Genomic DNA, 16,238 nt, shown 5'->3' on the forward strand with positions numbered 1-16,238 from the left:
GGCAGGTGACCTGCGGCAGGTGACCTGCGGCCGGTGACCTTCGGTCGGAGGTGCGGCCAGTGACCCCGGGGGTGGGAACCGTCCCCCTCGGGGTGCGGTGTGCAGCCCGAAGAGCCCTGGAGTGCGGCCGTGGCGTGCCGGAGGGTGGATCCGCACGCCGAATCCTCGTCCCCGGGAGTACTCATGCCTCGCTCGATCTCGCGCACGATCCGCTTCGCCGCCGTGGCCGTCGCCGCCGTGGTGCCCGCCCTGGGTGCCGTCGCTCCGGCCGCCGCGGAGGACGAGTCTGCCCTGCAACAGCTTTCGCCCACAGCGGAGTGTCCGTTCGCCGCCGGGAGCACCGGGCAGTACACGACGGACGCGATGGGACCGTATGTGCAGTGCTTCCTTCCGTCGATCGAGTCGTGGATCGATGCCACGTACCAGGACATGCCGCATCCCACCGCCTACTACTCGGTGGCGGCGGGGAAGTCGGGGGAGGCGGCGCCCGGCTGCGCCTACGACGAGAACTCGCTGATGTACTGCGCGGCCGACCGCAGCCTCTACATCGGCGAGAAGGCGGCGATGGACCTCGTGAACGGCTACGGGGAGATCGCCATTGCCGCGGTGCTGAGCCACGAGGTGACGCATCACTTCCAGACGATGCTGGCACTGCCGGAGCCCGACCCGGCCGAACCCAACAGTGCCATCCCCTACGAGAACCAGGCCGATTGTGGATCGGGCGCCTTCGTCGCGTACTCCGAACGCGACCTCGGCGTCACGGTCGAGCAGACCGACCTGGCGTCGCTGGGCCGGGCGTTCGCCGCGGTGGGGGAGGACAAGGGGCCGGAGCGCACCCACGGCACCGCCGAGCAGCGCATCCAGGCATTCGACACCGGCTACCTCAGCCCGTCGCCCACCCCGTTGCTCTCGTGCGTCGACTACATCCCCGAGGCGCCCATCGCGTACATCGGCTGACGCGCCGGGCGCTCCGCTGTGATCACAATCACATAACTGCCGACGTCCCCTCGCGGTTCTGTATGCGCGCGAGGCGGCGCCGGGAGCGGCCGGCCCCGGCGGACGTCCCAACCCCGCCCGCGCGCACCAGGAGGGTGTTTCCGCAGTTCACGCGGGTGGGGCAGGGCTGCATCCGGCCGGGCTGCCGCCGGGTCGCCGTCGGTACCCACCGCAGAAGTGTCCGAAACGTAACGCTGGCGCTGCCCTATATCGTTTTGTTACTTTGAGTCGCCAGAAACGGCCGGGGCACACCCGGCGCGCAACGGACGACGGATGAGGTAGCAACTGTGGGACGGCACCAGCGGGCAGGCGACGAGGCGACCACCTTCGAGATGGATCTGTCCGGTGCGTCCTCCGGCCGCGGCCGGCACCGCGTCGAGCCCACCGGTCCGTCGGCACCCGTGAAGGCCGCCACCGTGGCCGCCGCCACCGGCGCCTTCTTCGCCGTGGGTGCCCAGCTCGCCGCCGGCACGGCCAGTGCCGCGCCCGCCCCCGCCCAGACCGGCACCCTGCCGTTCGAGGTGCCGCAGGGCCTGCTGCCCGAGGGCTTCGAGCTCCCGCAGCTGCCCGGTGCGCCCGCCCCGGCCGACGAGCACGGCCACGAGCACGCCGCCGCTCCCGCCCTGCCGCCGGAGCTCGACACCCTGGTCGACCAGTTCGCCGCGGGCCAGGGCTGGCTGAACAACCTCAACCCCGCCAAGCCTGCCACCGTGCAGCCCGTCTCGGGCACGCTCACCTCGGACTTCGGCCCCCGCTGGGGCAGCCACCACGGCGGCATCGACATCGCCGCCCCGATCGGCACGCCGATCAAGTCCGCCGCCGACGGCACCGTCCTCGACGCGGGCGCCGCCTCCGGCTACGGCCAGTGGGTGCGCGTCCTCAACGACGACGGCACCACCGCCGTCTACGGCCACGTCGACACCTACCAGGTCAGTGCCGGTCAGCGGGTGACCGCCGGTCAGCAGATCGCCACCGTCGGCAACCGCGGCTGGTCCACCGGCCCGCACCTGCACTTCGAGGTGTGGGACCAGGCCGGCGGCAAGACCGACCCCAACGCCTGGCTCAGCACCCGCGGCGTCGTCGCCGACTGGGGCAGCTACCGCGCCGTCTGACGCTCGCCCCCAACTGCGGTCGCTCGGGCCGCTAGGCTGACGAATCATCACCTAGCGGGGGAGAGGGACACGGCTCCATGGGCACGCAGATCAAGGCTCGCTCCTTCACCCGCGCCGACCGGCGCGAGTTCCGCACCAAGGTGCAGGCCTGCCTCGCCGCCCTGGACCGGATGCTGCGCGACGGCGCCTTCACCGACGCGCGCGAACGGCCGGAGCCGCTGCTCGGCATGGAGATCGAGTTCAACCTCGTCCAGGACGACATGGAACCGGCCATGTGCAACCTCGAGGTCCTGCAGGCGATCGACGATCACGCCGTGTTCCAGACCGAGCTGGGCCAGTTCAACGTCGAGATGAACGTCGACCCCGGGCCGTTCACCGGTGACGCCACCCTCGACATCGAGAACACCCTGCGCGAGTCGCTGCGCCGCGCCGACACGCGGATGCACCGGCAGGACGCCCAGCTCGTCATGATCGGCATGCTGCCCACGCTCGAGCTCGCCCACCTCGACCGGGAGCGCATCACCGCCAACCCGCGCTACGAGGCCCTCAACGAGCAGATCTTCGCCGCACGCGGGGAAGACATCGAGCTCGATCTCGACGGCGTGCCCCTCCCCGGCCGCGACGACGCCGAACAGCTGCGGGCCGACGCCAACTCGGTCGTGCCGGAGGCGGCCTGCACGTCGCTGCAACTGCACCTGCGGGTGGCGCCGGAGGACTTCGCCGACCACTGGAACGCCGCTCAGTGCCTGGCCGGGGTGCAGGTGGCGCTCGCCGCGAACTCCCCGTTCCTCGCCGGCAAGGCGCTGTGGCACGAGAGCCGGATCCCGCTGTTCGCGCAGGCCACCGACACCCGCACCCAGGAGCTGAAGAATCAGGGGGTGCGGCCGCGGGTGTGGTTCGGCGAGCGCTGGATCGACTCGGTGACGGACCTGTTCGAGGAGAACTCGCGGTACTTCCCGGCGCTGCTGCCCGAGGTGTCCGACGTCGATCCGATCGCCGAGTTCGATGCCGGCCGGACTCCGCGGCTGCGCGAGCTGCAGATGCACAACGGCACCATCTACCGCTGGAACCGGCCCGTCTTCGACGTCGCCGACGAGCACCCGCACCTGCGGCTCGAGAACCGAGTGCTGCCGGCGGGCCCGACGGTGCTCGACATCATGGCCAACGCCGCGTTCTACTACGGGGCGCTGCGCGCCCTCGTCGACGCCGACGTGCCGCTGTGCCGGTTCATGAGCTTCGACGCGGCCCGCGAGAACCTCGGGATCGGGGCCAAGTACGGCCTCGACGCGCGACTGTACTGGCCCGGCCTGGGCTGGGTGGGCGCCGACGAACTCGTGCTGCGCCGGCTGCTGCCCATGGCGGACGCGGGCCTGACCGCCTTCGGGCTGTCGCAGCAGGCGCGGGACCGGTACCTGGGCATCATCGAAGGTCGGTGCCTGAACCGGCAGACCGGGGCGGCGTGGCAGCGGGCGCAGGTCGTCGAACGGGAGGACGCCGGCGCCGATCGGCGCACCGCCCTGCACGGAATGATGCGTGACTATATCCGGAACATGCTGGGCGGCAAGCCCGTTCACGAGTGGCCGCTCGGCACGACATGATCACAACCGGACGGTGCGGGTCACCGCGACCGCGGGGGTGACCACGGCCCGGTCGTCCGGAGCGGTGTATCCCGGGACGACGGTGAGGTCGTCGGTGACGTCGGCGACGTGCAGTACCACCGCGCCGTCGCGCGGGGCGACGGTCAGCCGCACCTCGATGCCCTCGGCCGGGGTCCCGGAGAACAGGAACCCGAACGGCGCGGCAGGCGCGGCGCTCCGCCCGGCCACCACCGCCTCCCGCACCGCCGCGGACGTCCCGTCCACCCACAGCCCGATCGTCGGCGCCCCGCGCGGCGACGTCAGCCGCAGGGTCAGCGTCCGTTCGTCGCCGTCGGTGACGTCCGCGACGACGGCGAGCCCGGGCGCGGGCAGCGGCGCGACCGGCGCGGGCCCGTGGGCGAACCTGGTCTCGCTGCGCCACGGGAACGCGTCCGGCAGCGTGGCCGGCTCCTCGGGCAGCAGGGCGCGGCTCCAAGCCGAGGCGGGGGCGCGCGGCGACGCCCACACGGCGGCACCGGTGTCCGCGTTCAGCGCGTAGAGCAGTTGTTCCTGCCGCGGCGGGGTGGCGCCGTCGCGGTTGACCCAGCCGCCGACCGGCGCGGCCACGAGCACGACCCCCGCGGCGGCGATCGCGGCGAGCCGCAGCTGCGACGGCGCGCCGGCGGCGTCGACGAGCGGCAGCGCCAGCGCGAACAGCACCGCGACGAACACCCCCGCGAGCGGCGCTCCGGTGAGCAGACCGGCGTCGAACGACGCCACCGCGGCGGGCACGAGCACCACGACCGCCGGAACTGTCCCGGCCAGCGTCACCGGCGTCCGCCACCCGCGCCGATCGGTGGGCAGCAGGTCCACGACGAGCGCGGCGATCGCCGCCGGCAGCGCCGGCAGCACCAGGACGGTCGCGACGCCGAGGAAGGGCAGCGCGGCCAGGGCGGTGACCGTCACGGCGAGCAGCGCGCCCGTCGCGAACGCGGCAGGGCCGACACGGCGGCGCACCGGCGGATACGCCGCGAGCAGGACGGCGACGGCCGCGGCCGCCGCGGCGACCTGATAGGGCACCGGCAGGTACGGCTCGCGCAGGACCGCCGAGGCCTGACCGGGAGCGATCCGCAGCGCGAGCCACCACGGCACGAACGCCGCACCCGCCGCCGCGGCCGCCACGGCGATCGAGATCCCGCCCGACGCCGCGAGACGGCCCGCCGAGGCGGCACCGTCCCGGATCCGCCGGGCCGCGAGGGCGCCGGTGACGGCGGCGAGCAGCGCGGTCAGGGCGATCTCGAGCGGGCGCGGGTAGTGCACCGGCCCCCAGGGCAGCGTGACGACGACGTCGTCGCCCCCCGAGCCGAGCTCTGCCAGGTCGGCGGACGAGAACCGCTGTGCCGCAGCAAGGGTGGTTTCTCCCATGCGCTGCAGCGACGCGGTGTCGAGCCGGTCCGGGGTGTCGAGGGGACTGTGATAGTAGGCGCCGCCGCCGGCGATCGCGGTGTCCGCGGCGTGCATGCCGGCCTCGGTGAGGCGGCGGAAGTCGGTGTCGTTGGGCAGCAACTCGAACGCCGTCTGGGTGAACGAGTCCGCGGTCGTGCCGGGCACGCCGGACAGCACACCCACGAGACCCGCGTTGGGGGAGGAGATCCGGAAGGTGACGGGGATCCCGCCGTTGCCGCGGGCCTCGTGGTTGAGCACCACCGTCGGCCTCGCGTCGGCCGGTTGCCGCCGCGTGTACTCCTCGGCGCCGAGCAGGCCGCGTTCCTCGCCGTCGGTCACGAGCACCGTGACGTCGTTCCGCGGACGGGGGCCGGCGGTCAGGGCGCGGGCCGCCTCGAGCACCGTGGCGATCCCGATCCCGTCGTCGCCCGCGCCGGGGGAGCCGGCGACGGTGTCGTAGTGCGCGGCGAGCACGACGGTGCCGGTGGGGTCGGTGCCGGGCAGGGTGGCGACGACGTTCGCGACCCGGCCGCCCCGCTGGGTGCCCTGCACGGCGGTGGCCGACCAGCCGACGCCGTCGTCGACGCGGACGGACCAGCCGAGGTCGTCGAGGATGCGGACCAGGTACTCCCGGGTCGCGGCATGGCCGGCCGAACCCGGGGTGCGCGGCCGCGCCGCCACCGCCTCGACGTGGGTCGTCGCGCGGACGGCGCTGAACGCGGTGGGGGGAGCGTCGGCCGGTGCGGGTGCCGCCGGGGTCCGCAGCGTGGCCGCGAGCCCGACGAGGAGCAGCACGAGCAGTCCGAGCCGGCCGGCCCGGCGGGTGCGGCCCGCGCCGGCGGGGGCCGGAGCATCGTCCATGCGAGCGAGCCTAGCGCCGGATCGTGGAGACGACCGTGCCCCGGCCGCGGGGCCGGGGCACGGTCGGAGGCGACTCAGGCGTTCGGGGCCCAGCTGTCGGGACCGAACACCTCGTAGTGGATGTTCTCGGCGGGCACGTTGCGCTCGATGAGGGCCTCGCGCAGCGAGAGCATGAACGGCAGCGGACCGCACAGGTACGCCTTGGTGTTCGGGTCGAGCGGCAGGTCCGACACGTCGGCCCGGCCCACGCGCACGGTCTCGAGCGGCTCGCGGGCGCCGAGGTCCTCGTACCACCGGTGCACCTCGGCGGACGGGATGCGCTCGACGAGGGTGGCCAGCTCGTGCCGGTGCGCATGGTTGGCGACGGAGCGGTCGGCGTGCAGCACCGAAACCTTGCGCTCGTCACCGGTTTCCGCGAGGTGCGCGAGCATGCCGATCATCGGGGTGCAGCCGATGCCGGCGGAGGCCAGCAGCAGCGGGGCGCCGTCGTCGGGCAGCACCAGGTCGCCGAACGGGGTGGTGACCTGCAACTCGTCACCCTCGAAGACGTTGTCGTACAGGAAGTTCGACACTTCACCGGCCGGCGCGGCGGTGCCGTCGGGGGTGGTGGTCGCCACGATCCGCTTGACGGTGATGCGCCAGTCGCCCTGGGCCGGCGCGTTGGTCAGGCTGTACTGGCGGATCTGGCGGGCCCCGTCGGGCAGCTTCACGCCCACCGAAAGGTACTGTCCCGGACGGAAAGCGGGCAGCGGGGCGCCGTCGAGCGAGGTCAGGACGAACGAGACGGTGTCGGCGGACTGGTGCCGGCGCTCGGCGACCCGGACGGTGCGCCACACGTCGCCCGGCGCGACGCCCGCGGCCTTGTACAGGTCGTCCTCGAGCTTGATGAGCGTGTTGGCCATCAGCCAGTACAGCTCGTCCCAGGCCGCGGCGACCTCGGGGGTGACGGCCTCGCCGAGGACCTCCACGATCGCCTCGAACAGGTGCTTGTGGACGATCCAGTACTCGTCGGGCTTGATGCCGAGGGAGGCGTGCTTGTGCGCGATGCGGGACAGGATCGCCTCGACCCGGGCCGGGTCGGGATCGAGCTGCAGGGTCGCGAAGGCGGCGATGGAGCCGGCCAGGGCCTTCTGCTGTTCGCCCTGCTTCTGGTTGCCGCGGTTGAACAGGTCGCGCTCGAGTTCGGGGTGCGCGGCGAACATCTTCTTGTAGAACAGCGGGGTGATGTCGCCGATGGCGGCACCCACGGCGGGGAGGGTGGCGCGGACAACTTCCTTGGACTCGGCTGAGAGCGGCATCGTGAACTCCGTTTCGGGTAGGGCTGGGCCGGTTCCGGGCTGTGGAACCGTGCGGTCAGACGGCGGGGCGGGTGAGATCGAGCAGGACGGTGCGGGTGGGGGCCCGGGTGAGATCGGCGACGGTGACGGAGTCGAGCGCCGCGTAGAAGGACTCCTGGGCTCGGCGCAGTGCGCCGCGGAGGCTGCATCCTTCCCGCAGCGGGCACGGTTTGTCGCCCTCGCAGGCGACGACCTCGCCGTCGCCTTCGAGTTGCCGGGTGAGCCATCCGACGGACGCGCCCCGGCCGAGCTCGGTGATGGTCAGTCCGCCGCCGCGGCCGCGGCGGGTCGTGACGACGCCGAGTTCGCTCAATCGTGCGACCACCTTGGTGGTGTGTGCGTACGACAGCTGCAGCTGCTCGGCGACGCGCTTGGTGCTGGGGGAGCTGTCGGGCGCGGCGGCCGCCAGGTACATGACAACTCTCAGTCCGAGATCGGTGAACTGGGTGAGTTGCATGACCTGAGACTAGATAATTGGTATCTGAAATGACAATTTAATGTGACGTAGATCGCTTCGGTGCGTCAGCGTTCGAGCACGGGAAGGATATTGCGCCAGCTGACGATTCCGATCGGCCTGCCGTCGCGCACCACCGGCACGGACCGCAGCCGCATCTGCAGCATCGCCCGCGCGATGTCGAACAGCTCGGCGTCCGCATCGAGGGCCACCGGCGGCAACGCCACCGCCCGCACCGTCAGCGGCCGGCGGATCGCGGTGACGAGCGGCAGGTCGGCGTACATCGACAGGCGCGCCAGATGCGCCCCCGCCAGCGCCTCCTCGGTGATCAGGCCGCAGAGCCGGCCGTGCTCGTCGACCACCGGGAGGGTGGTGAAGCCGTTGCGGGCCAGCACCTCCCCGGCCCGCTCCAGGGTGGCGTCGACCGTCACGGCCAGCACCGGCGTGCTCATCACGTCCGCCGCGCGGACCTTGTGGGCCGCGGGCCCCGCCATGCGGATCGGTCCACCGGACATGATGCGCCTCCTCTGCCTACGATTGTGGCCGCATCCCCGCTACCGGGCCAGTGGCTCCGGACTTCCCGGAGAGGGACCAAAGACCATTCCTGCCCCCAGGGGAGCGGATTAACCTCGACCCCGAGGACGATCCCTGCGACGAGAGCGGTGACCGACGTGAAGTTCCCAGGCAGCAAGGCGCACCACGAGCCCACGCACGACGAGGCGGTGCGCTCGAACACCGTGGTGGTCGGGATCGACGGATCCCCGGCCTCCGACGACGCCGTCCGGTGGGCCGCCGCGACGGCCGCCGACCGCGGGCTGCCGCTGCACATCGTGCACGCTCTCGACTTCGCCCCCAGCGGCTACAGCGGGGCGCCGTTCATCCAGACCGCACAGGTCTTCGAATGGGTCGAGGACGAGGGCAAGACGCTGCTGCAGCGCGCCGAGGAGGTCGCCCGCACCGTCGCGCCGGCACTCGAGATCACCACCCGGCTCGCCGCCACCGGCAGCGCGCGCTGGCTCATCGACCTGTCCGCCCGCGCGCGGATGCTCGTGCTCGGCTCCTCCGGCACCGGCCGGGTGGGCGAGGCACTGCTCGGCTCCACCCCGGTGTCCGTCGCCAGCCACGGTCGCTGCCCGGTCGTCGTCGTCCGCGGCAAGGCTCCGGAGACCCTGCCCGACACCCGGCCCGTCGTCGTCGGGGTCGACGGCAGCCCCCTCAGCGAGAAGGCCGTCCGCGCGGCGTTCGAGGAGGCCGGCCTGCGCGGCGTCGACCTCGTCGCGGTGCACGTGTGGAGCGACATGCGGCGGGGCACCTTCGACGAGGCCGTGGAGGTTTCGATCGATCCGAACGCGTTCGCGGAATCCGAGCAGGCCCTGCTCGCCGAGCGCCTCGCCGGGTTCCACGACCGCTACCCCGACGTGAACGTGCGTCGCGAGGTGTACGTCGACGGGCCGCGCGCCCACCTGCTGGCCTGGTCGGAGAAGGCGCAGCTGCTGGTGCTCGGCAGCCGCGGCCGCGGCGGCTTCACCGGCATGCTGCTCGGCTCCACCAGCAACTCGCTGATCCGCGACGCGCAGTGCCCCGTCATGGTGGTGCGCCCCGACGAGTCCTGAAGGTCGCGCCACACCCCGGCGGTAGGGTACCTGGCACACGGGTACGAGCGTGCCCGGCAGGACCACGCACCAACGAATCACGGGGTATGCGGATGCGCATCGGGATGGGATTGAACTACAGCGGCGGATTCGCCGAGACGGCGGCGGAGGTGGCCGATCTCGAACGGGCCGGCCTCGACATCGTCTTCGTACCGGAGGCGTACTCGTTCGACGCGGTCAGTCAGCTCGGCTACCTCGCGGCCAAGACCGAACGACTCGAGCTGGCCTCGGGCATCTTCCAGATCTACACCCGCACGCCGAGCCTGACAGCGATGACCGCCGCAGGTCTCGACTACGTCTCCGACGGCCGCTTCGTCCTGGGCATCGGTGCGTCCGGCCCGCAGGTCATCGAGGGATTCCACGGCGTCAAATACGACGCGCCGCTCGGCCGGACCCGTGAACTCGTCGACATCTGCCGCCAGGTGTGGCGCCGGGAGAAGGTCGAGTACCAGGGCAAGTACTACCAGATCCCGCTGCCGCCGGAGAAGGGCACCGGACTCGGCAAGCCGCTCAAGCTGATCAATCACCCGGTGCGCGAACGCATCCCCGTCCTGATCGCCGCGATCGGCCCCAAGAACGTCGAGATGACCGCCGAGATCGCCGAGGGCTGGGAACCGATCTTCTTCTATCCCGAGAAGGCCGCCGACGTGTGGGGCGAGTCCCTCGCGCGCGGCAAGGCCAAGCGCGATCCCGCGCTCGGGGACCTGCAGGTCTACGTCGGCGCGGCGCTCGCGATCGGCGACGACGTCGACTTCCTGCTCGACTTCGTACGCCCGCACCTCGCGCTGTACATCGGCGGCATGGGGGCGAAGGGCAAGAACTTCTACAACGACCTCGCCGTCCGCTACGGGTACGCGAAGGAGGCGGAGACCATCCAGGACCTGTACCTCGCAGGCCGGAAGGAGGAGGCCGCCGCCGCGGTGCCCGACGACCTGGTGCGGGCGGTCTCGCTCATCGGGCCCGAGAGTTACGTCCGGGAACGCGTCGCCGCGTTCGCCGAAGCCGGCGTCACCACCCTCAACGTCAACCCGATCGCGGAGAACACCGCCGGCCGGGTCCGACTGATCGAACAGCTGCGGGAGATCTGCAACTGACACCCGCGCCGATGTGAGAACCCGGGCCCACCGGCCCGCCGACAGAGGGGATTTTCATGACCGAAACCCAACCGATCGTCGTCGCGGTCGACGGATCCGACGCGGCGGCGACCGCGGTGATCTGGGCGGCCCGCGCTGCCGCGGCCCGCGCGCTGCCGCTGCACATCGTCACCGTCGTGCACATCCCCGCGTTCTACTACTCCGAGCCCTACCTCGCGGAGAGCTTCCACGAGGAGATGAAGGAGACGGCGCGGGCGCGGCTCGACAGTGCCAAGGTGCTCGCCAAGCGCATCGCCGACGAGCAGGGCCCGGTCGAGATCACCACGGAGCAGATCGAGGGCAAGGTCGTCCCCACCCTCGTCGACCTCTCGAACCGGGCCGACACCATCGTGCTCGGCTCGCGCGGGCTCGGGGAGGTGAAGGGGCTGCTCGTCGGCTCCGTCACCCTCGGTCTCGCCTCGCACGCCCACTGCCCGGTCGCGATCGTGCGCGGCCGCACCCTCGACGGGGCACCGCCCTCCGACGGCCCGGTCGTGGTCGGCGTCGACGGTTCCGAGGCCTCCGTGCGCGCCGTCGAGGTGGCGTTCGCCGAGGCGGCCGCCCGCAAGGCGACGCTCGTCGCGGTGAACGTGTGGAGCGACGTGAGCGTGCAGCCGTCCCTGGGCGCGGTGCCCGAGGATCCGCAGTGGAGCAGGATCCAGACGGGGGAGGAGGTCGTGCTCGCCGAGAACCTCGCCGGGTTCCAGGAGCGCTACCCGGACGTCGTCGTCGAGCGCGTCGTCGCGCGGGACCGGCCGGTGCGGGTGCTGAGCGAGTACGCCGAACGCGCCCAGCTGATCGTCGTGGGCTCCCGCGGCCGCGGCGGCTTCAAGGGCCTGCTGCTCGGATCGACCAGCAACGCGCTGATGCAGACGGCCGACTGCCCCGTGCTGATCGTCCGGCCGGACGGCGAGAAGTAGCCGTCCCGTCCCGGCCTTCGCCGCATGTGGTTGCGCGGCAGGGTGCTTCCCGCGCGCGTCCCTACGCGCGCGGGAAGCGCCGCAGCGCGCGACCGCCGGGAACGTACCCGGACGCTCGATGCCCGGCACCCTGAGCGGGTGCCGGGCATCGTCGCCGGGTGGTTCCGGGTCGCCGCGTGGTCAGCCGAAGTCGTCGAGGCCGCGCCGGCGCAGCTCGCTCCACACGTCGGCGGGATGCACCCCGCGACGGACGGCGTCGTTCTCGATCAGCACGCCGAGCATCTGCGAACTGAGGAAGGCGACGTCCTCCGGGCGGTGCGTGCCGCTCTTGACGGTGAGCCATCCGGACACGTCGCCGCGTTTCGCGGCGCGGGCCATGTCGAGCACCGAGCCGAACAGCTCTGCCGACCCGGTGTCGCGGTCCTCCCGGGATCCGGGCTCGCGCACGCTGGTCATGCGCTCGCCCCTGCGTGTTCGTCGCGCCGGGCCTGACGGGCCAGCGCCCGGTCCCGGGCTTCCTCGAACCGCTCGGCCTTCGTCTGCAGGTCGGTGAGGAAGGCGTCGAGGTCCTCGCGCAGCTGCTCGCCGCGGCCGCCGAAGTCGGTGCGGTCGAACACGCGCCACTTGCGGAGCACCGGCAGCACCACGTCGTCGAGATGCTGCCGCAGGTCGTAGATGCCGCCCTTGGCGATCAGCACGGCGTTGCGCCGGAAGTTCGCCATCGACGCGCCCGGCATCCGAAAGCGGGTCAGCACGCTCATGATCGCGGCGAGCGCCTGGTCGGGGGCGATGTCGAGGGCGCCCTCGACGATGTTGCGATAGAACATCATGTGCAGGTTCTCGTCCGCGGCGACGCGGGCGAGCATGCGGTCCGCGATCGGATCCCCGCAGGCCTTACCGGTGTTGCGGTGCGAGACCCGGGTCGCCAGTTCCTGGAAGGTCACGTACGACACGGACTCGAGCATCGACGTCGAGCCCGGGTCGAATCCGGTGGTCATGTGCGCCATGCGTGCGTTCTCGAGCGCGACGGGGTCCACACCGCGGGTGACCACCAGGTAGTCCCGCATGACGACGGAGTGCTTGTTCTCCTCGGCCGTCCAGCGGCCCACCCACGTGCCCCAGGCGCCGTCGAGGCTGAAGTGTTCGGCGATCTCGCGGTGGTAGGAGGGCAGGTTGTCCTCGGTGAGCAGATTGGTGATCATCGCTGCCTGCGCGGTTTCGGACAGCGCGGACTGGTCGGGGTCCCAGTCGATGCCGCCGAGGGCGGCGAAGTTGCGGCCCGCGTCCCACGGAACGTAGTCGTGCGGATGCCAGTCCTTCGCCATCGCCAGGTGGCGGTGGACGTTGTCCTCGGCGATCGGCTCGAGCTCTCGGAGCAGTTCGAGATCCGTGAGTTCCCTGGTCACAGTGATGTATTCCCTCTCTGGTGGGACCCCGGGCGCCCCCTTGCGGCGCCCGGCGGTTGGTTCGGTCGGGTCAGAACCCGATGCGCATGATCAGTTGCGGAAGGCCGTCGATGTCCATCCGCTCGGCGAGTCGGTCAGCCGAATCCTCCACGCGCAGTGGATAGGTGAGTACGGACGCCGACAACCGGGCGTCGACCGCCGCCAACCACGCCCGCTCGGACGCGATGCCCACCCGGACCAGGTCGATCGGATCGCCGGAGTGCACCGAGAACACCAGCACGGTCTCCCGGTCGATGGCCGCCGCGAGTTCGGCGGTGTCCGGCACACCGGTGGTGATCAGCGCGCGCCCGGCGGGTCCGCCGGCGTCGAGATCGGCGCCCCAGTCGGTCACCACCTCGGCGTTGCCCTCGGGGTGCCAGTGCGACGTCCACCGGAACATCTCGCGCTGGTAGTACGGATTGCGGCGCATCGCGTCGGCCGAGTAGGTGAGCATGTCGGCGAGCGCCGGGGCCTCGTCCGACGCCAGCAGGCGAACCTGGACCCCGGGGAGGTCGGCGGCGGCCATCACGTCGGCGATGGTGGTCGCCGGCACCGGGATCCGGGCGAACGACTCGCGGTGGCTGCGCCGGTGCGAGATGGCGGCGAAGAACCCCAGGTCGGTGCTCGAAGGAGTGGCCGGCGCCGCTGCCTCGATCCGTGCGATCAGCTCGGGCCGCTCCGGCTCGGGCAGCAGCAGGGTCCGGGTGCTCCAGCCGAGCACCCGGATGCCGAGTTCGAGGTTGGCGACGGCGGCTCCGCACGAGATCAGCCGATCCGGGCGCAGGGGGTCCTGGCCGGGGGCGGCGAACTCGACCCGCTCCTCGAGTTCGGCCGTGCGGGCCGGGAGGCGCAGGTTCCACGGCTGAGTGTCGTGGATCGAGGGGGCCTCGATCACGGCACGCGCGATCACCTCGGTGTCGCTCGTGGACCAGGTGTCGGGCACCGTGGACATCGCAGCCTCCTCGTCCTGGTCGGTCACCTCGCACGGCTCATCGAGGATGACTGTCCGAGCATCGCCCGCGGGCTGCACCGGGCGCATGTGCCGAAGGTCCCGAAACTGCCGTCGAACGGCCCGGGGTCGGCGGCGCGCGAGCGAGCTGAGACGATGGTCACCGCAATGCCGGTGTCAGGAAAGGTGAGGGACGATGCCTCGGGTATTTCTCGTCGACGACCATGAGATCGTGCGGCGCGGGTTGGTCGACCTGCTCGACAGCGTGCCCGACTTCACGGTTGTCGGGGAGGCCGCGTCGGTCGGTGAGGCGCTGGCCCGCATCCCGGGCAGCGGAGCCGAAGTCGCGGTGCTCGACGTGCGCCTGCCCGACGGCAACGGCGTCGAACTGTGCCGCGAGCTGCGGGCCCGCATGCCGGAGCTGCGCGCGCTCATGCTCACCTCCTACGCCGACGACGAGGCCCTGTTCGACGCGATCATGGCGGGCGCGTCCGGATTCGTCCTCAAGCAGATCCTCGGCACCGACCTGGTCTCGGCGATCCGGACCGTCGCGGCCGGCGGCTCGCTGCTCGACAGCCGGGCGACGGCCGCGCTCATGGAACGCATCCGCGCGTCCCGCACGGCGGACCCGCTCGCCGAGCTGTCGGAGCAGGAGCGGGCCGTGTTCGAGCTGATCGGGGAGGGCCTGACCAACCGCGAGATCGCCGAGCGGCTGTTCCTGGCGGAGAAGACGATCAAGAACTACGTCTCGCGGCTGCTGGCCAAGCTCGGGATGCAGCGCCGCACGCAGGCCGCGGTGCTCGCCACCGAGCTGCGCAAGCAGCGCGAGGTCTGACGGGGACCCCGGGTCACAGGGGGACCTGCCACAGCACGCGCGTCCCGCCCCTCTCGCCGGGTCCGGTGCTGCAGCGTCCGCCGCACTGCTGGGCGCGCCGCTCGAGGTTCGCGAGGCCGCTGCGGCGCGGGGTGTCCGGCAGCCCGATGCCGTCGTCGACGATCTCGATCGTGAACTCGTCGCCCGCGGTGACGGATACGGAGATCTTCTCCGACTGCGAGTGGCGCAGCGCGTTGCTCAGTCCCTCCCGCAGCACCGCCTCGGCATGCGGATGGATGCGTGCGGGTACGAGAGTGTCGATGGCGCCGGCGAATTGGACGTTCGGCGCCACGGGGGACTGAGTGGTCAGGTCGCCGACCACATCCAGCAGCCGCCGCCGCAGGCTGGTCGACGCCGCGGCGCCGGTGGTGTGCAGATCGAAGATGGTGGTGCGGATCTCGCGGACCGTACGGTCGAGCTGCTCGACGGCGTGCTGGACGATGTCCGCGACCCGGTCCGGATCGGTGCCGGGCACCAGGGTGCTCTGCAGGCTCATCCCGGTGGCGAAGAGGCGCTGGATCACGTTGTCGTGCAGATCCTGTGCGATCCGGTCCCGGTCGGCGAGCACGTCGAGCAGCCGCTTCTTGCGTTGTTGCGCCGCGAATTCGAGTGCCACCGTGACCAGGTCGGCCATGGACTCGAGGCGCGTCACCTCCGCGTCGTCCCACGCATCGGAACGGGCCGACCGGGTGGCGATCAGTACGCCGGTGACCCCCGACGTGGCGGACAGCGGCAGGATCGCGGCGCGGCCCGCGCCGGCTGCCGGAAGCCCCTCGAGGTTGTCGGTGATCAGTGTGCGCCTGGTGCGGATCGCCTGCAGCACAGGAGAATCGGTGAGGTCGAGACGCGAGCCCGTCGCCGGCGGGCCGGGCGCGGCGGCGGCCCGGACGGTCCCCTCGGTGCCGTCGACCAGCAGGACGTAGGTGCCCACGGTGTGGGCGAGGTCCCGGACCCGGTCGACCAGGAGCGCCAGGGTCTCGTCGACGGAACCGCCCACCAGCAACCGTGAGTTGATCGCGGCCACCGCCTCGAGCCAGCGTTCGCGGGTGAGGGACCCCTCGAACAGGCGGGCGTTGTCGATCGCGACGCCCGCGGAGGTGGCGAGGACCTTCAGGATCACCTCGTCCTCTTCGGTGAAGGCGGGACCGTCGATCTTCTCGGTGAGATAGATGCTCCCGAAAACCCTGCCGCGCACCATGATCGGCGTGCCGAGGAAGCTCTTCATCGGTGGGTGGCCGGGTGGGAAGCCGATCGAGGCGGGATGCTCCGACAGGTCCGCGATCCGCACCGGCCGCGGGTCGTTGATGAGCAGGCCGAGCAGGCCCCGGCCCTCGGGCAGGTGCCCCATGCGGCTGCGCTCGGCCGGGTCGATGCCGACGTACACGAACTCCGACAGCCCGCCGTCGGGCGCCCGCACGCCGAGCGCACCGTAGCGGGCGCCGAGCAGCGCGACGGCCGCGGAGACGATGCGCTGCAGCATGG

At 71.9% G+C, this 16,238-nt stretch carries 15 protein-coding genes; 7 read left to right on the top strand and 8 right to left on the bottom strand.

Annotated features, from left to right (window positions below):
- Positions 1–183: 183 nt before the first annotated feature.
- From AIIKEEIJ_RS28060 to AIIKEEIJ_RS28070, 3 genes are all read left to right on the top strand, one after another.
- Positions 184–957 carry a neutral zinc metallopeptidase gene (locus AIIKEEIJ_RS28060; protein ID WP_029541939.1) on the top strand — a complete coding sequence of 258 codons (774 nt, stop codon included), beginning with the start codon at positions 184–186 and terminating at the stop codon, positions 955–957.
- A gap of 326 nt (positions 958–1,283) precedes the next feature.
- A complete protein-coding gene (locus AIIKEEIJ_RS28065) occupies positions 1,284–2,108 on the top strand; it encodes a M23 family metallopeptidase (RefSeq protein WP_029541940.1) in 825 nt (274 codons plus the stop codon).
- Positions 2,109–2,185: 77 nt separating this feature from the next.
- A complete protein-coding gene (locus AIIKEEIJ_RS28070; protein WP_161997028.1) occupies positions 2,186–3,706 on the top strand; it encodes a glutamate-cysteine ligase family protein in 1,521 nt (506 codons plus the stop codon).
- On the opposite strand, the gene AIIKEEIJ_RS28075 is transcribed toward AIIKEEIJ_RS28070, so the two are convergent.
- From AIIKEEIJ_RS28075 to AIIKEEIJ_RS28090, 4 genes are all read right to left on the bottom strand, one after another.
- A complete protein-coding gene (locus AIIKEEIJ_RS28075; protein WP_161997029.1) occupies positions 3,707–5,992 on the bottom strand; it encodes a M28 family peptidase in 2,286 nt (761 codons plus the stop codon). It abuts the gene before it with no gap.
- A 74-nt stretch (positions 5,993–6,066) separates the two neighbouring features.
- A complete protein-coding gene (locus tag AIIKEEIJ_RS28080) occupies positions 6,067–7,290 on the bottom strand; it encodes a globin domain-containing protein (RefSeq protein WP_161997030.1) in 1,224 nt (407 codons plus the stop codon).
- Between the two features lie 55 nt (positions 7,291–7,345).
- On the bottom strand, positions 7,346–7,786 hold the full coding sequence (locus AIIKEEIJ_RS28085; protein ID WP_006933279.1) for an RrF2 family transcriptional regulator: 441 nt from the start codon (positions 7,784–7,786) through the stop codon (positions 7,346–7,348).
- A 65-nt stretch (positions 7,787–7,851) separates the two neighbouring features.
- On the bottom strand, positions 7,852–8,298 hold the full coding sequence (locus tag AIIKEEIJ_RS28090) for a CBS domain-containing protein (RefSeq protein ID WP_006933276.1): 447 nt from the start codon (positions 8,296–8,298) through the stop codon (positions 7,852–7,854).
- Between the two features lie 147 nt (positions 8,299–8,445).
- Between AIIKEEIJ_RS28090 and AIIKEEIJ_RS28095 the strand changes: the two genes are divergently transcribed.
- The 3 genes from AIIKEEIJ_RS28095 to AIIKEEIJ_RS28105 all read left to right on the top strand — a co-directional run bounded on the left by AIIKEEIJ_RS28095 (position 8,446) and on the right by AIIKEEIJ_RS28105 (position 11,488).
- Positions 8,446–9,396: a universal stress protein gene (locus AIIKEEIJ_RS28095; protein ID WP_029541943.1), complete on the top strand. Its 951-nt coding sequence runs from the start codon at positions 8,446–8,448 to the stop codon at positions 9,394–9,396.
- 92 nt (positions 9,397–9,488) lie between these two features.
- Entirely contained in the window at positions 9,489–10,529 is a 1,041-nt protein-coding gene (locus AIIKEEIJ_RS28100) for an LLM class F420-dependent oxidoreductase (protein WP_029541944.1), read from the top strand.
- 56 nt (positions 10,530–10,585) lie between these two features.
- Positions 10,586–11,488, top strand: a complete 903-nt coding sequence (locus tag AIIKEEIJ_RS28105; protein WP_006933272.1) for a universal stress protein — start codon at positions 10,586–10,588, stop codon at positions 11,486–11,488.
- Positions 11,489–11,668: 180 nt separating this feature from the next.
- On the opposite strand, the gene AIIKEEIJ_RS28110 is transcribed toward AIIKEEIJ_RS28105, so the two are convergent.
- From AIIKEEIJ_RS28110 to AIIKEEIJ_RS28120, 3 genes are all read right to left on the bottom strand, one after another.
- Positions 11,669–11,944, bottom strand: a complete 276-nt coding sequence (locus AIIKEEIJ_RS28110; protein ID WP_006933270.1) for a hypothetical protein — start codon at positions 11,942–11,944, stop codon at positions 11,669–11,671.
- A complete protein-coding gene (locus tag AIIKEEIJ_RS28115; protein ID WP_043797719.1) occupies positions 11,941–12,894 on the bottom strand; it encodes an acyl-ACP desaturase in 954 nt (317 codons plus the stop codon). The genes AIIKEEIJ_RS28110 and AIIKEEIJ_RS28115 overlap by 4 nt, the downstream gene beginning before the upstream one ends.
- A gap of 70 nt (positions 12,895–12,964) precedes the next feature.
- Positions 12,965–13,885 carry a nitroreductase family protein gene (locus tag AIIKEEIJ_RS28120; RefSeq protein WP_202917722.1) on the bottom strand — a complete coding sequence of 307 codons (921 nt, stop codon included), beginning with the start codon at positions 13,883–13,885 and terminating at the stop codon, positions 12,965–12,967.
- Between the two features lie 193 nt (positions 13,886–14,078).
- On the opposite strand from AIIKEEIJ_RS28120, the gene AIIKEEIJ_RS28125 reads away from it, so the two are divergent.
- Entirely contained in the window at positions 14,079–14,717 is a 639-nt protein-coding gene (locus AIIKEEIJ_RS28125; RefSeq protein ID WP_029541947.1) for a response regulator, read from the top strand.
- 13 nt (positions 14,718–14,730) lie between these two features.
- Here the strand turns inward: AIIKEEIJ_RS28125 and AIIKEEIJ_RS28130 are convergent.
- A partial coding sequence (locus AIIKEEIJ_RS28130; RefSeq protein WP_161997032.1) for a GAF domain-containing protein occupies positions 14,731–16,238 on the bottom strand: 1,508 nt, incomplete at its 5' end.

The organism is Rhodococcus sp. YH1, from assembly GCF_009939605.1.
Lineage (GTDB): Bacteria > Actinomycetota > Actinomycetes > Mycobacteriales > Mycobacteriaceae > Rhodococcus > Rhodococcus aetherivorans.

Excerpts from the sequence above, each read along its gene's own strand:
- AIIKEEIJ_RS28060 (WP_029541939.1), top strand. The coding sequence starts at position 184 with ATGCCTCGCTCGATCTCGCGCACGATCCGCTTCGCCGCCGTGGCCGTC.
- AIIKEEIJ_RS28070 (WP_161997028.1), top strand. The coding sequence starts at position 2,186 with ATGGGCACGCAGATCAAGGCTCGCTCCTTCACCCGCGCCGACCGGCGC.
- AIIKEEIJ_RS28075 (WP_161997029.1), bottom strand. The coding sequence starts at position 5,992 with ATGGACGATGCTCCGGCCCCCGCCGGCGCGGGCCGCACCCGCCGGGCC.
- AIIKEEIJ_RS28080 (WP_161997030.1), bottom strand. The coding sequence starts at position 7,290 with ATGCCGCTCTCAGCCGAGTCCAAGGAAGTTGTCCGCGCCACCCTCCCC.
- AIIKEEIJ_RS28085 (WP_006933279.1), bottom strand. The coding sequence starts at position 7,786 with ATGCAACTCACCCAGTTCACCGATCTCGGACTGAGAGTTGTCATGTAC.
- AIIKEEIJ_RS28090 (WP_006933276.1), bottom strand. The coding sequence starts at position 8,298 with ATGTCCGGTGGACCGATCCGCATGGCGGGGCCCGCGGCCCACAAGGTC.
- AIIKEEIJ_RS28100 (WP_029541944.1), top strand. The coding sequence starts at position 9,489 with ATGCGCATCGGGATGGGATTGAACTACAGCGGCGGATTCGCCGAGACG.
- AIIKEEIJ_RS28105 (WP_006933272.1), top strand. The coding sequence starts at position 10,586 with ATGACCGAAACCCAACCGATCGTCGTCGCGGTCGACGGATCCGACGCG.
- AIIKEEIJ_RS28110 (WP_006933270.1), bottom strand. The coding sequence starts at position 11,944 with ATGACCAGCGTGCGCGAGCCCGGATCCCGGGAGGACCGCGACACCGGG.
- AIIKEEIJ_RS28120 (WP_202917722.1), bottom strand. The coding sequence starts at position 13,885 with ATGTCCACGGTGCCCGACACCTGGTCCACGAGCGACACCGAGGTGATC.
- AIIKEEIJ_RS28125 (WP_029541947.1), top strand. The coding sequence starts at position 14,079 with ATGCCTCGGGTATTTCTCGTCGACGACCATGAGATCGTGCGGCGCGGG.